The sequence below is a fragment of the Paenibacillus sp. NPDC101420 genome (genome assembly GCF_050277435.1).
Classification (GTDB): domain Bacteria; phylum Bacillota; class Bacilli; order Paenibacillales; family Paenibacillaceae; genus Paenibacillus_AQ.
This window is the reverse complement of record NZ_JBNNSE010000004.1, coordinates 58,297-72,525: the sequence shown is the minus strand read 5'-3', so window position 1 is coordinate 72,525 and position 14,229 is coordinate 58,297. Positions and strand designations below refer to the sequence as shown.

The 14,229-nt window shown below is 43.2% G+C and carries 12 protein-coding genes and 1 pseudogene; 4 read left to right on the top strand and 9 right to left on the bottom strand.

Features of this window, described 5'->3' with window-relative positions; all coding sequences use genetic code 11:
- Window positions 1-125 precede the first annotated feature (125 nt).
- Entirely contained in the window at window positions 126-1,514 is a 1,389-nt protein-coding gene (locus ACQKMP_RS18270; RefSeq protein ID WP_427470327.1) for an MFS transporter, read from the bottom strand.
- A gap of 263 nt (window positions 1,515-1,777) precedes the next feature.
- Here ACQKMP_RS18270 and ACQKMP_RS18265 point away from each other — a divergent pair, with 263 nt between their 5' ends.
- Both ACQKMP_RS18265 and ACQKMP_RS18260 read left to right on the top strand, forming a co-directional pair.
- On the top strand, window positions 1,778-2,248 hold the full coding sequence (locus ACQKMP_RS18265; RefSeq protein WP_042184059.1) for a MarR family winged helix-turn-helix transcriptional regulator: 471 nt from the start codon (window positions 1,778-1,780) through the stop codon (window positions 2,246-2,248).
- Between the two features lie 17 nt (window positions 2,249-2,265).
- Window positions 2,266-2,529: pseudogene (locus ACQKMP_RS18260) on the top strand (hypothetical protein); the annotation flags it as partial.
- A 69-nt stretch (window positions 2,530-2,598) separates the two neighbouring features.
- Here ACQKMP_RS18260 and ACQKMP_RS18255 read toward each other — a convergent pair.
- The 5 genes from ACQKMP_RS18255 to ACQKMP_RS18235 all read right to left on the bottom strand — a co-directional run bounded on the left by ACQKMP_RS18255 (window position 2,599) and on the right by ACQKMP_RS18235 (window position 8,771).
- Window positions 2,599-4,419, bottom strand: coding sequence for a PrsW family glutamic-type intramembrane protease (locus ACQKMP_RS18255; protein ID WP_427470325.1), 1,821 nt, complete (start codon window positions 4,417-4,419; stop codon window positions 2,599-2,601).
- A gap of 12 nt (window positions 4,420-4,431) precedes the next feature.
- Window positions 4,432-5,055, bottom strand: coding sequence for a hypothetical protein (locus tag ACQKMP_RS18250; RefSeq protein WP_427470323.1), 624 nt, complete (start codon window positions 5,053-5,055; stop codon window positions 4,432-4,434).
- Window positions 5,056-5,199: 144 nt separating this feature from the next.
- Window positions 5,200-5,883, bottom strand: coding sequence for a Crp/Fnr family transcriptional regulator (locus tag ACQKMP_RS18245; protein WP_339244289.1), 684 nt, complete (start codon window positions 5,881-5,883; stop codon window positions 5,200-5,202).
- A 301-nt stretch (window positions 5,884-6,184) separates the two neighbouring features.
- Window positions 6,185-6,439, bottom strand: coding sequence for a hypothetical protein (locus ACQKMP_RS18240; RefSeq protein WP_339799704.1), 255 nt, complete (start codon window positions 6,437-6,439; stop codon window positions 6,185-6,187).
- 190 nt (window positions 6,440-6,629) lie between these two features.
- On the bottom strand, window positions 6,630-8,771 hold the full coding sequence (locus tag ACQKMP_RS18235) for a pectate lyase (protein ID WP_427470321.1): 2,142 nt from the start codon (window positions 8,769-8,771) through the stop codon (window positions 6,630-6,632).
- A gap of 337 nt (window positions 8,772-9,108) precedes the next feature.
- Here ACQKMP_RS18235 and ACQKMP_RS18230 point away from each other — a divergent pair, with 337 nt between their 5' ends.
- Window positions 9,109-9,285: a hypothetical protein gene (locus ACQKMP_RS18230; RefSeq protein WP_179085866.1), complete on the top strand. Its 177-nt coding sequence runs from the start codon at window positions 9,109-9,111 to the stop codon at window positions 9,283-9,285.
- A 141-nt stretch (window positions 9,286-9,426) separates the two neighbouring features.
- On the opposite strand, the gene ACQKMP_RS18225 is transcribed toward ACQKMP_RS18230, so the two are convergent.
- Both ACQKMP_RS18225 and ACQKMP_RS18220 read right to left on the bottom strand, forming a co-directional pair.
- Window positions 9,427-10,680 (bottom strand): mechanosensitive ion channel family protein, encoded by a 1,254-nt coding sequence (locus tag ACQKMP_RS18225; RefSeq protein WP_379424967.1) that lies wholly within the window; start codon window positions 10,678-10,680, stop codon window positions 9,427-9,429.
- Between the two features lie 87 nt (window positions 10,681-10,767).
- The gene (locus tag ACQKMP_RS18220; protein WP_427470319.1) at window positions 10,768-11,625 is read right to left on the bottom strand and encodes a LysR family transcriptional regulator; all 858 of its coding nucleotides are present in this window, start codon (window positions 11,623-11,625) and stop codon (window positions 10,768-10,770) included.
- Between the two features lie 128 nt (window positions 11,626-11,753).
- Between ACQKMP_RS18220 and ACQKMP_RS18215 the strand changes: the two genes are divergently transcribed.
- Entirely contained in the window at window positions 11,754-12,743 is a 990-nt protein-coding gene (locus ACQKMP_RS18215; RefSeq protein ID WP_042184044.1) for a zinc-binding dehydrogenase, read from the top strand.
- 142 nt (window positions 12,744-12,885) lie between these two features.
- Here the strand turns inward: ACQKMP_RS18215 and ACQKMP_RS18210 are convergent, their stop codons facing one another.
- A complete protein-coding gene (locus ACQKMP_RS18210) occupies window positions 12,886-14,202 on the bottom strand; it encodes an NAD(P)/FAD-dependent oxidoreductase (protein WP_042184042.1) in 1,317 nt (438 codons plus the stop codon).
- Between the last annotated feature and the right edge of the window lie 27 nt (window positions 14,203-14,229).

Here is a 14,229-nt window from a genome sequence, read left to right as displayed (position 1 = left end):
GGGGTCTATTGTACTGTTGGTTAGCAAACATCGGTTCTTCTTTGTATCTATTATAACCTCCATGGGTTTTTCATGCGCTTAATTTATAGAGGGAATAATATCCATAAGGCGCTGAATGCGGCATATTAAACCTCCATTTTTTTCTTAATACTCATCGACCCGGGAGCACCCGTACCAAACTGATAACGGTAAATCACAACTACCGCAATAATCACTAGGGACATGACGAGAAAAATATTACTATACACATGAGCAGTAGCGTTAGTATTCAAAGGATTGAACTGCACAACAGCAGTACCCTTGTCGAGCATTTTACCGACCACACTCATGGCCATCGCGCCAGAGATAAAATTGATCATGGAGAGTAATCCCATACCCACTCCTGTTTCCTCTTTTGGCAGCGTCCGCGAAATCGTATTGGACATCGAGATTTGCATGAAAGTCTGGCCCACGTTCCCTAATATTAAAATAATGGCAATGAAATATGCCGATAATCCAATAAAAGTAGAGAGTAGGGAGAAAGCAAGAAATAACAATACCGAAGCGACGAACACAAGTACGAAATTACCACGATCATCAGCCAACCTGCCTCCCTTGCGTCCCATGATAGCCGAAGCAATAGCAGCTGGTACTAACACGAAACCAATGGTCGAAGGGGACAAACCATTCACTGTCGCTAGAAATTGTGGTGTCATGAATGTCATGCTAAAGCTCATAGCTGTCGTCGTAAAAGCAAGCAACAACCCAATCGAATAGGTTTTGTTACGGAACAAAACGGGTTTAATAAAGGGCTCCTCAGCTTTCCGAATCCGAATGATAAATAAGGCTAATAAGACAAGTCCCCCGAGGAACAACCACACTTGCATCTGTGTGATGGCAAGCAAGAAGATTGCGACTGCTGCAGCTAGTAACCCGCCACCAAGGACATCAATACTTCCTGCCTTCCCTCTCGCATTATCTAAATACTTTCGGAAGAAAGGAAGCGTCAGTAGCGGAAGCAAGGAAAGGACGAACATGAGTCTCCAGCTTCCAAAGCTGGTGATAAGGCCTGCAGCGACCGGTCCCAAAGCATTACCAAGCGCTAACCCAACCGCAGAAGTCCCAAGTGCTCTCCCCCTCTTCTCGGGAGCAAAATACCGGATTGGAATGATCATTGCTGTTGCAGGAAGTACGGAAGCACCGGCAGCTTGAATTACACGGCCCAGAATAATAATCCAAAACTCACTAGCAAGCAGACCTATTAATGAACCGAGAGCGAATATAAGCAGTCCATACGTTAACAAATCTTTCAACCGATATTTATCCGCCAATTTCCCCATGACGATGGAACCTACCGCGTAAACCACCATATAACTGGTCATAATCCAACTAACCTGCGATGGAACGAGATTAAACTCTTTGCCGATCTCAGGGAGAGCTACATTGAACATCGTACCGTTCATAACCGAGAATATTAAGGTAACTACAAGTATTTTCAGCAGCTTATCTGCATTTTGTGATGATGTATCCGTCATGATCTAAACCTCTTTTCTGATTAAATTCATAATGAACTATAAGTAAAAAGATAAATAATGAGTATCCTCAGTATTATATATTACTGAGGATACTCATTATTTTCTTGCGTGTCAAGTTATATCATTTACATGGAAGAATAGCTGGATGCGCCTTATAAGAGTATAATATAAAGAGTGTACTCATTAAGAGTGCACACATATTCACCGTTTCCATGAAATTTAGTATGAAAAATTGACAATAAAGTCAAGGAGGCACTACATCCATGAACACAGATCATCCCAAGGCGATAGACGTCATTCACATATTAATGAGATCAACCAACTACATTAAAACAGAATTTCAATCCCAGTTATTAGCGCTTAATACGCCTTATCATCTCTCCGGTCCCAGGTTACGCCTGCTTTCAGTCGTTGCCGAAACAGGCAATATCCGTATGAATGAGTTAGCTGTTAAGTTAGGGATCAAAGCACGCACCGTTACTGATTTTGTTGATGCACTTGAGCAGGATAAGCTCCTCGTTCGAATTCCTGATCCAACCGACCGACGAGCTACACTGATCCAGCTTACGGAACTTGCACAATCCACGATTGAGGAAGTTCTTACTTTCCAGGATACAGTCGCTGACAACATGCTGGAGAATCTTTCAATGGAGCAAAGAAAGCAATTCTATGACCTTCTATTGCAACTAACCAAAAACATAGCAATCTCCGATTTATGTGAAGAAGCTAAGTGAGTCGCAGCCACATCGAGGAACAGGAACTCACGGCACCCAGCTCACCTCCCCCGGAATTCATCCCTCAGCAATCTGCGGTTTCACCCTTGGCTGTCGATCCGGGAGCAATTGCTGATTGTTTGTTTCGGAATACGTACGTTTAGCTCGTGAATAGAAATCAATTCTGGTTTTTCCCGGTTTTCGTAGGACGCACCTCGGTTGCGGGGTTTCAGTGCAACGGAAGATTTTGGATCTACACTGGATTGAGCTTGCAATCCATCCAATCTTTTACCTGCTTCTAAATGAACACGCAAAAAAGCTCCGTTCCTCTAGGAATGGAGCTTTTGACTACGTTAGAGTTAAGTTAGTTATCATTTAACCCTTAATGCTTGGCCACAGCGTGCACAATAGCGGGTACCCTGAGGAGACAATGACCCGCAGCCTTCACAGTAAAGCTCCTGCGTCATTGGCTTCACTTGATCGTCATGCCTTATCGCCTCATGCGTGGTTGGATTCAACATATTCAATGCATGGAACTCCTCTTTTCTTCCCCTACGAATAAGTGAGAATAATAAATAGAGTCCTATAAACCCGACTACAGCCATAGCTCCCGCCTTCATCAGACCCGATTCAAAGTGATAATTCCATAGTGCATGCATCACGACTGCTGCCAAAAACATCCCCATTGCACGTAGCCCTCTCGTCCACGGCTTACCGTCCCCCAAATTCGAGTGCTTATGCATGCTGCTTGCATACCAGATTCCCACAGTTGCAATCGCAGTCCATGTTCCATGACCGAATGGCGATAATAATGCTCTCATCCATAGGACGGCGAGCATCCCAAGTGAAGAGGCTTCGTCTATATGCACCCATCCATAAATAATACTTTCCACTGCAGCGAATCCCATTCCTGCTGCGGCACCAAACACCACTGCATCCATCAGAAAATGGATTTTTCGCGTTCGAACGAGCATCACACAGACTAATAATTTTGCAGTTTCTTCTATTAGAGCTACAGACAAAGGCACGTAAAACTGCGAAAAGTCAAAGGAACTTGCTTTGACTTCAAAAAGCCAAATCCGCTCTAAATACCAAGCCAGGGGGATAGCAACAATGGCGGTAGACACAAAAACTAAACCAAGCCTCCTCTGACGAAAGCCTATTAACTGCTGATTTCTCACAAAAGCTACGAATGCTAGGGGACCCACCACACCTCCAACAATTAAGGCGGCGATCTTCCACCATTGGCTATGAAGGAACAGTGCCAAGAAGGATAAGACAAGGAATCCACCGACCAACCAGAGTAATTGCTCCATCCACTTGTCCTTGGCCTTAGGTAGCGATTTATTATCCTCTGCAACAGACTCCCCGCCGAAGGCGATGGTCACTTTCTCCAACATATGGGGTGTTCGCATATTTAGAAACTCAATGAGTTGTTGACGAACCGGAGCGTAATAATCGAGTATAGTTAAGAATTCTAACTTGCCCATGATTAGCAATTCACTATCTTCTATCGCGATCAACGTGTGTGAGGAAGCCGTGTCTGTTAGTAACTCTGTCTCTCCATAAAAATCCCCTTCACGAAGAACAGTCTTGCGCCGCTTTTGACCGTGAAGTTCGATACTCCCGCTACTAAACATGAGAAATTGATCCATTACCGCACCTTCTACGATAATCTCTTCGCCCTTCGTTACTTTCTTGATCGTTGTAATCTCTGCAAGACCCCGAAGTTCAGCATCAGGGATGACCGACCAGATTGTCGCTTTGCGAAGCATACTATGGATCATTCGAATCCGTATGTTCACAAGCACACTCTCATAAAATAGCGGACTCAGGCTCGCCAAATATTCGAACGAGGAACGGTCCAGACGCAACGCTTCTACTGTCCCGATTGCCGTAACACTAGCTGATCTTTGTACGTTCCGAATAAGACCAATCTCTCCTACTAACTCTCCCGGTCCAAGTTCAGCTAAGAGCAACGCCTTTCCAACTAAGTTCACTGAGGTGACTTGCACTTTCCCTTGCCATATAATGAAACAGTCCTTAGAGGTGGACTCTTCCATAAGAAGTCGTTGTCCATCCTCTAAAGACACAAGTTTTATAGCATTAATTACATTTCGTAGCTCATCATCAGGAATACCTCGTAATAACGGATGATCACGTAGAAAATCTACTGCAGCACTTGGTATCATAGGTTTAACTCATCACCGCATATTTCCAATAACACTACTTCTGGAATCTTGCATTTTTTTAATGAAATTTGTCATTGTATCAAAAGCTTCGTTACGTTTATTCGTTAGACTTTGCAGGCGCAGCATGTCCATTTGCTGACTATTACTTGCACTATCAATCTGTGATTTGATTTGTCCCAACAGATTCTCAAGTTGCCCTTTTGTTTGCGGTATAGCCATACTCATAGCAGTAAACATGGCCCCCTTGTCATCTGCCAGCTTTACAGCAGCGTTGGCCTCGGCACCTGAAGGAAGCTTCGCTAGCTCTTCATTGATCACTCCTAGCAATTGATTCAGTTTTGAGATTGTTTCATTCTTGGCTTGTACGGATGCGATTTGATCTTTCAACTGATCCTCTAACATACTTGCACGATTCGACTGTACAGCCATCATTGCTGCTTCAAGATCCATGCCCTGAATGTTAACCTGTGTCATACCACTCATATCAACGCTACCTACCGAATTTTGCGTGGCATTTCCATTCAGGGCATCCTTAACAGAGTTATACACCGAATTGTTATACAACAAAGCCCCTCCTACAATGATCCCCAGTACAAAAGTACCTGACATAGATAAAACTAATCTTTTCACGCTCATTTCATTTCCTCTTTTCATTTATGGATGATCATTGCGTCATTACGATTAACAAATCCAAATATGCGCTTTCTTTGTTAATATTGTTATATCATTTTGGGTGATTAATGGTCTGTAACCCCAATTACAATTTCCAAATACTCGAACTCAAATCACATCAAGTATCTTTCTAAGTCTATCTATGTTGCACACAAGTATTTTCCTCTGATCAATACGTATCAACTGCTCATCCTGTAATCCAAGCAATGATTTTGTCACGGTCTCGCGCGCCGTTCCTGTCATATCCGCCAGGTGTTGATGCGTCAGCTTCAAATCGATTAGAACACCCTCATCAGAGGGCACTCCATGCTGTTCTGTTAGACGCAACAATACGCGAGCAATGCGCGTACGCACGTCAATAACGGTCAAGTCTGTTATTAATTTATTGGCATCACGTAGACGATCTAACGCTGTTTCCAAAATGCCGATTAATATTTCTGGATTACTTTTTAATAAGGGTATGAAATCGCGTTTTTTCAGAATACATAAGGTGGATTTCTCAATGGTTCTTGCAGACGCAGAACGTGCTCTTTCATTTTGCAATAAAGCCATCTCTCCAAAGAAATCACCTTCTCTAAAAATAGAAAGGATTACATCCCTTGAGTGGTTATCTTGATAGATTTGAACAACTCCAGAAATAACCAGATAGAGTTCCTCACCCTCTTCACCTTCAAAAAAGATGGACTCTCCCTTTATATAAGTACGCTCGCTACATAACTTGGCAATTTCGGCTAAATATTCATCATCAAGATGTTCGAAGAACGGGAAGTCTCGTAACAGTTGTGGGTTCATCTTCAAGAGCAGCCTCCAGTGCATCATTTTATAATTTCTATTAGGCTTCAACTCTAGCAAAAGTTAAATCTTTAGGACCATCCTTTATTGTAATACTTTTAAATTAAGATAAATAGTGACTGTAGTCATCAAATTATCATGTGACATTTTTACATTTTATGGATATTTAAATAAAAAAGAATCAAACGCATGGATCATCGAAAGGATGCTCATGGCTTGACTCTTATTTTCTACTTAAAAGCTCTTCGTAAGGCCTCAATTCTTCTTGCTACACTCTCCTGCACAATTTCACTTTTTTCCGCTATATCATACCCATGAATGGTCCCCTTGGTATAATACACTTCAACCTCAACCCAGGTTCAATTATCGTCAGCTCGACTGTCCCGCTTTTATAGCCTGGAATAACTTCTGTCGTTACATTCATACCTTCAGGTGAGTTGAATTTATTCACACTTCTCGCAATGAGTTTATTCAAAATTGGTAATAACAAAGGATTTAATGGAAGTGTCGTCTTCGCGTAGGGTTCAAAGTCGCTATGGATATTGTATTTATCCATTGGATTCCTCCTCTATTAAGTTATTTACTTAAGTACATATTAGCAAATCGTACTAAACTGTCTAGCAATCGTAAGATCAGCGTTAGCGCATCCGACCACGGCTGCGTCGGCATGATTCAAGTAATAAGATCAGGCACGTCGAACCGCTGCTTGAAAAGTTTATGGAAGCACGGTTTAGAAAAAAAACTATCTATTCCAACTTTATATAATACAGATTCGCTGTACTATCCTTCGTAATGGTATGTGCGCCCGCAGTAAGTGAGATAGTGGCAATTCCATTCGTTATAGGATAACTTGTTCCATCCACTTTGATTTTAGTTCCTTCTGTATTGAACACCAGGGTTAGGGTTGAAGCTTTGGCAGCTGTGAACTGAATGCTGGTTGCACTCTCGATTTTTAGACATTGAGTTAGGGTTAACCCCTGATATGTCACAGTTCCCTTACTTGTTGAGAGATTCCCTTGGATATTGAAGAAGCTGCTCGTTGTTCCATCAGTGGTAAAGTTATGAACGGTTGCTGCCGCTGTCGGCACTGGCGTTGCCGTAGGTGTCGTTGTCGGTGTTGGTGTTGCTGTTGGTGCTATTGTTGGAGATGGAGTCGCTGTTGGCACAGGAGTAGCTGTTGGAGTTGGTGTCGGACTTGTTGGGTTTGAATTGCCCCCTACGGAGACGAGCCCCGTTGTGTAGCTTCTGATTGCAGACATCAGTGCTGTGTTCAGTGCATACGATGCGTCATCCACGGAATCATTAAATGCCCATGTGAAGTCTCCGCCATTCAGGCGTCCGGCTTTTGCCGTAACAACCTGTTCTACATTGCTTACGTTGTCAATATTCGATACGTTCACTCCGGTTTGGACGTTTGTATCGAAGTTATTGTAGGCTGTTCCACCTTTTATTGCTTTGTATGAGCTTGGGACGGTTTCATTTCTCGACGAGGCCAAGTAGGCATCAAATGAGGTTTCATTAGCAGGAGCTGTCCCTGTATTGGAGTTAGCGTAGATAAGACTTGAAGCATCAACAATTAGATTGTTATAAGCTTTAATCACACCCCCATTTTCACCCGAGAACGTACCCTCACCTAAAGCATCTGTACCCTGTAAAGAACTAAGCATTGGGTCTTTAGTATTTCTAAAAACATTGGATTCCACAAAAGCCGAAGCTCCGGTTGTAACGCCGACACCATATTTCGAGACTCCATCATAGAAGTTATTATAGACGTGAACAGAGGCCACTCTGATCCGCGGATGACGGGAGTCCGAATGATCGAACCAGTTATGGTGGAAGGTAACAAAGAATTCTGCAGACTCACTAAGTCCGACTAGAGCAGCTTTTCCGGAATCAAAGTAATGGTTGTACGAGATGGTAATGTACGTTGATCCTTTTTTGAGGTCCGTAGATCCGTCGCCTTTGGCTTGGTCCGCATCGCTCCCTGCAGATCCATAGAAAATATCATTATTATGCACCCATACATTCGCATTGCCTGTATCCATTGAAATGCCATCGTCAGGAAATAACATTACACCCAGATTTCGTACTTCCAAATTACCAACATATCTAAGAAGCAATCCCCAACCGTATGCATAAGCATCTTTTCCGATACCTTCGATTGTAATATTCATTTCTGAATAATTGTTTTTACCTTTGACTTCAAGATATCCACTGCTGTTAAGCTGTCCACTCAGGTCAGCAGCTGTAACTTTACCGATAATTCGGATGGCAAGTGGGGTTGTATCATAACCCTTTTGTCTCAGAGCCAAGATGCTACCAAGACCAACGCCTGTTTGTACAGCACCTGAGCTGTTGATTTTCACATCAAGTGTTACGGTTTTCGCATTCTGAGATGTTATATACAGCACTTGAGCACCATTCTTGAGGGTTCCATTCTCATTATAAGCGCCAGAACCCGTACCAAATGGCGAGCTTGCCGAAAAAGCAAACCCAGATCGATCATATGACGTTACGGATAACGTATTTGATACCGCACTTGCCGTTCCTCCCCCTGATAGGGTAGCTTCAACCTTCATTACATAACTTCCAGCTGCAAGCCCTACAGCATCCGCTCTCCAATAGGAAGAATATTTGCGGATCAATTCATTATCAATCTGTTGGTACCCCGAATCTGATGCGCTTGCCTGTTTAACATATACGTTATATCCTGTCGCATTACTTACAGGTGACCATTCCACATATGCCGCTTCATTCCAGCCTCCACTGCCTGTCATCGAAAGACCAGCAGCATGCACTACTGTATTTGTCCATCCACCTGCTATCAAAGAAAGTGCAAGAGAAAACAACACACCAATACTGATTACCTTGGCAATACTTTTTTTCATTTTATTCCCTCCTGATTCTAATTTGTTGCAGATAGAATTGTAACCGCTTGCAAGAAGATATAAAGCTTCCTTTTCACCTCCTGACAATATTACATTTTATGGGACTAAAACATCCTCAACATATCAGAACAGAAATCAGTTCCGATACAATCATTTCCTCATATTTTTTCACATCTAACAGTATTCTGAGTTAATGATTATAGGACAGAGCATTGATTCACCCGTACTTTCAGCAATGTATCCTGGGCTCTTGTGAAAATACAACATGAATAGCCACACAGTAGCCAGCACATAATAAAATTCACAACCATTAGATAATCAAGGGAGGATCTTTCAATTGAGTGCAAATCAACCAGATAAGAATCTAATCAACACAGTAAAAGAACTGGAAGCCACGCCCGTAAACAGCCTGGAAGCCCAACAGCAGCAGCAAGCCCGTAATGATCGCCGCAAACAAGCTCTGCATGACAGCGATGGCAAATTCTCAGAAAATGAATCTGGGAACTTCCATTAGAGTCTTCAGCTATGTCCGCACCCCAATAAATCGCACGTTTTATGATCCTTTCCAAAATGAAAAAAACGTAAAAAAGCGACCACGATGGTCGCTTTTTTACTGATATTAAGAAATGCCTTCTCCTGCAAATCATTCTTATCTTCAGTATTCAGACGAATACTCTTTGCTTTCTTTTAAGCGAGCAATATCATGGCCCGTCGGGTTTTGGAAAACACGAAGCCCAAATATCGGTACAACTGCAAAAATGTGATCAAAGATATCCGCTTGAACCGATTCATACACCACCCAGTTAGTATCATTGCTAAACGCGTAGATTTCTAAGGGCAGTCCATTATCCTCTGGTGCTAGCTGTCTGACGATCAGCGTCATATCCTTATGAATTTTAGGATGATTCCTCAGATATTCATGGATATATTCTCTGAATACACCAACATTCGTGAGATGTCTTCCATTTACTTTACTCTCCGTATTGATTTGATGTTCGATATTATAAATGCTAATTTCATTTAATCTTGCCCTTATAAAATCGGAAAGGTAGTGAATCTTCTGGAATTCCTCCATCATTTCTTTTGTACAAAAGCATATGCTGCTTGTATCGATATGAACGCTTCGTTTAATCCTTCTGCCGCCAGATACTTGCATACCCCTCCAGTTTTTGAACGAGTCTGAAATAAGGGCGTAGCTGGGAATCATGGTGATTGTTTTATCGAAATTCATAACCTTTACCGTATTCAATGTAATGTCAATTACATCACCATCCGCATTATATTTAGGCATTTCGATCCAGTCACCTACACGCACCATATCATTAGATGATAATTGAACACCTGCCACCAAGCCCAATATAGAATCTTTGAAAATTAGCATAAAAACAGCTGATAATGCACCTAACCCACTAAGAATAATCAATGGATTCTGACCAATGAGGTTAGAGATCACCACAATAACACCAATGATAAATAGAATAATCTTTGCAACCTGAATGTACCCCTTGATCGGTCTAATCTTGGAGACCTCGAATGAGCGATAAATAGCATCGATGGCATTAAGTAGTGCATTAAACACCGTGATAGTTACGATAATCATATAAGTTAAGGCGGATTTTTCAATAAAAGCCTGATATAGCGGAAAGATAGACGCAGAAAAATAGATGATGAAGGCTGGCGCGAGATGCGACAGCTTGTGAAACACTTTTTTCTCCAAAACGATATTATCCCATGCATACCGATCCTTACTAATGAAATGAATAATTATCTTCAGCACGATTTTTTTGGCTATTAAATTGGCCAGTACAGAGAGTAGTGCTATAAATAAGACCATGATTATATTCGAAAGATAACCTGTCATTTGTTCGTTTACACCGTATCCTGCTAGTTGATCTTTTATAAAATTCATCATTTCCTCCTGCTGCGTGTTACTTAAATTGTTTGATGAAATGGTCTAGCACTAACATTCGACGTATCGATCGTTGCGGGTGAACTATTATTGCCTAGTTTCAACTAATTGTATTAACCTGGTTAACGCGCTTGAGTAAATTGTGTCATGTCTATGCACAAACCATACCTGCAAATCTCGATACTCTTCAGGCAAACGGTGGGAAGTGATTATGCCCTGTTCTTCCGCCTTGGCAATCGATGACTGTGGTAGCATAGACACACCAAGTCCAGAGGAAACGCCATCTAGAATAACTGCTAATGTGCCAAATTCCATAATCTGATAAGTGGTCAGGCCAGTGCCTCTCAGAAAACTCTCTGCTTTTGCCAGATGCGTACATCCAACGTCAAAGAACAACATCGGTTTCATGAGTAGCTCATACATTTCGTTTTGTCCAGGCTCAGAGATCAACACCAACTCCTCTTCAAAGGCCGCGATATGTTCTATATCTGGATCATCAACAGGACCATAGACGAACGCTCCATCAAGCTCGTAATCCAACACCTTTTGTAAGAGCGCATGTGTCACACCCGTAGTGAGCGATAAATTAACATCCGGATATCGTGATTGATACTCGGCCAATAGAGGAGTCAGATGAATGACTGCTGTCGCTTCAATGGAGCCTATCCGAAGAGGCCCTGCAGGATGGTCCGAATATTGTGTTGTTTTCACAGCCTCGTCCATCAGAGTCAGTATTTTATCCGCATACCCCAGTAAATTCTCTCCAGCCAAAGTTAGCGTCATTCCTCGATTGGATCTCCGAAAAAGGGGTGTTTTCAACTGAGCCTCAAGATACTGAATTCGAGTCGTCACATTAGACTGTACATAGTTCAACATTTGCGCAGCCTTGGTTATGCTCCCCTCTCGAGCCACAGCCTGAAATATTCTTAAATCTCCGCTTTCCATTTCTATGTCACCTGCTTGGTATGATCATTTATGATACTCACAATCGGTTTTGTTCATTTTACTGTATGATTCCCACTCTGTACAATTCAATATAGATTCATTGAAATACGAATTACTGGAGGATTAGGATGAAAGCAATCGTACATGCTGGGATGAACGGCTTGAAGAGCCTGACATATGAAGACGTTGTTGATAAACAGCCAGGCTTCGGTGAAGTAAAAGTAAGGCTGAAAACCGCAGGGTTAAATCATCGAGACTTATTTCTCATAGCGGATCGAAAAAATGAGGATGCTCCCCTGATTATGGGCTCTGATGGGGCGGGTATAATTGAAGCGGTAGGTGAAGGCATAACATCACTTACAGTAGGTACCGATGTAATCATTAATCCGTGTATCGGATGGGAAATCACCCACGATGTCCCGAACGTTCCGGCCATAGTGGGCGGCCCTTCAGATGGTACATTTGCCGAGTCTATCGTCATCCCTGCGCAAAATGCCATCAGCAAGCCAGCTTATTTGTCTTGGGAAGAAGCGGGCGTGTTGCCCTTATCTGCCTTGACAGCCTATCGGGCTTTGTTTACGAGAGGCCGCTTACAGCAAGGTGAACATATCCTTATTCCGGGTATTGGTGGCGGTGTGGCTACTTATGCCATGCTTATGGCTTCAGCAGCGGGTGCAAGAGTCAGTGTCACATCACGAAGTGAAACAAAAAGGCAAGTTGCTCTTGCACATGGGGCAGATCATGCCTTTGACAGTCATAGCGATTGGAAGGAAAGTATGAAAGGAGATACAGTGGATCTCATCTTGGACAGTATCGGGCCAGCTACGTTCCAACAGTACTTTGATATCATTAAGCCAAATGGCCGGATCGTTACGTTCGGAGCAAGCTCAGGAGATCGAATGGAAATAGCTGCACGATCCATATTTTACCCCCAAATTAGTATCATCGGCACCTCAATGGGAAGCAGTGAAGAGTTTATTGCGATGCTTGAATTTATGGAATCCCACTCGATACGCCCTATCATTGATAGTGTGTATCCTTTACAAGACACCCTTCAAGCCTTTCAGCGAATGCAACAAGGGCAGCAGTCTGGCAATATTGGAATAAGAATTAATTGAAAAAAGACACCTCTCAAGGTGTCTTTTATTTACTCCATATGGAACCCAGGCGTGGCACGGTAAATCCATTAGCCTCCGTGTGTTCTAGGGCATGCAAGTATTTCCACTGCAACATGCCAAGAGTCAGCAACCATCTATCCTATTACGTGGCGCTAACACGTCGTTTAGCAAGCGCCATCGCGGCAGCATAGCCGGAGCTCCAGGCCCATTGCAGGTTATAGCCGCCGCAATCTCCATCGACATCCATCACTTCACCTGCCAAATACAGCCCAGGGACTAACTTAGATTCTAACGTTCCTTCGATTAGCTCCGTCGTATCGATGCCACCGGCTGTTGTTTGTGCATTCGTGAAGCTATTGGTATCGGTCACTTTAAATTCCCAACGTTTCAAGATTCGATAAAATATTTTCTTGGTTTTCCATGATAAATCCATACAAAGCAAGTGCGGCTGTTGATCAATTCCAGCCTCCTTCAGCAGAACTGGAATCAGTTTCTTGCTGACGATGCCCACAAAAGAATCGGCAACCGTCCGGTGTCCGAAGATCCCCCAGTGGATCTCCAGAAAATCAATTAACTCTTCCTCCGTGCGCTCCGGCATTAAATCAACCGACAATGTCACCGATTCTCCTATTCCGAGATTATACGCAGCCTTTCTGCTGAGCTGAAGTATGGGCGGGCCCGAGATACCATAGTCCGTAAAAAGAATCTCACCAGACTCAGTGCGGATGACTTCATTGTTTACGATAACATGGGCCTCTCCCTCAAATTTGATGCCCGATAGTTCCTTCAAATACGGATAATCCAGCTTCAATTGTACAATGCCTGGCACTGGGTTGATCAGGGTGTGCCCCAGACGTTGGACAAGCGTATAACCGGAGCCGTCCGTTCCCGTTTTGGGAGCGGTAAGGCCGCCTGCACATAGAAAAAGATAGTCGCTGGTATACACAACCTGTTCCTCTGTCTCCGTCTGGCAGGTTATCGCGAACCGCGGATGTCCCGCCGAAACGGTAACATCCAACACTTTATGTTTATAATATACGGGAACATTCCGATCCTCCAGCGCCAGCTTAAATACACCCGGCACCGAAGCCGCCTGCAGCGACATCGGATACATCCGGCCATTCTCCAAGCTTACAAAAGGAAGCCCGAGCGAGGAGAAAAATTCGATCGTTTGGCGGACACCGAATTGCCGCAATACATGTATTGGGAATCCTTCCTGATTACTGTGATACTTGCGTGATAAAGCGGCCGCTTCATCCGTACCCGTGGCGGTGGATTGGTTCGTAATGTTGCAACGCCCGTTACCCGTCGTTATTATTTTCTTCCCAAGCCGGTCATTGCTTTCAATAATTGCTGTATCAATACCTTGATCCCTCGCTGTAACTGCAGCCATTAGACCTGCAGCACCCCCACCGATAATGAACAGCTCGTGGTGCTTAGAAGTCTGATCCTTATACATGTTAATTGATGCATCCCTTTTCCTAAT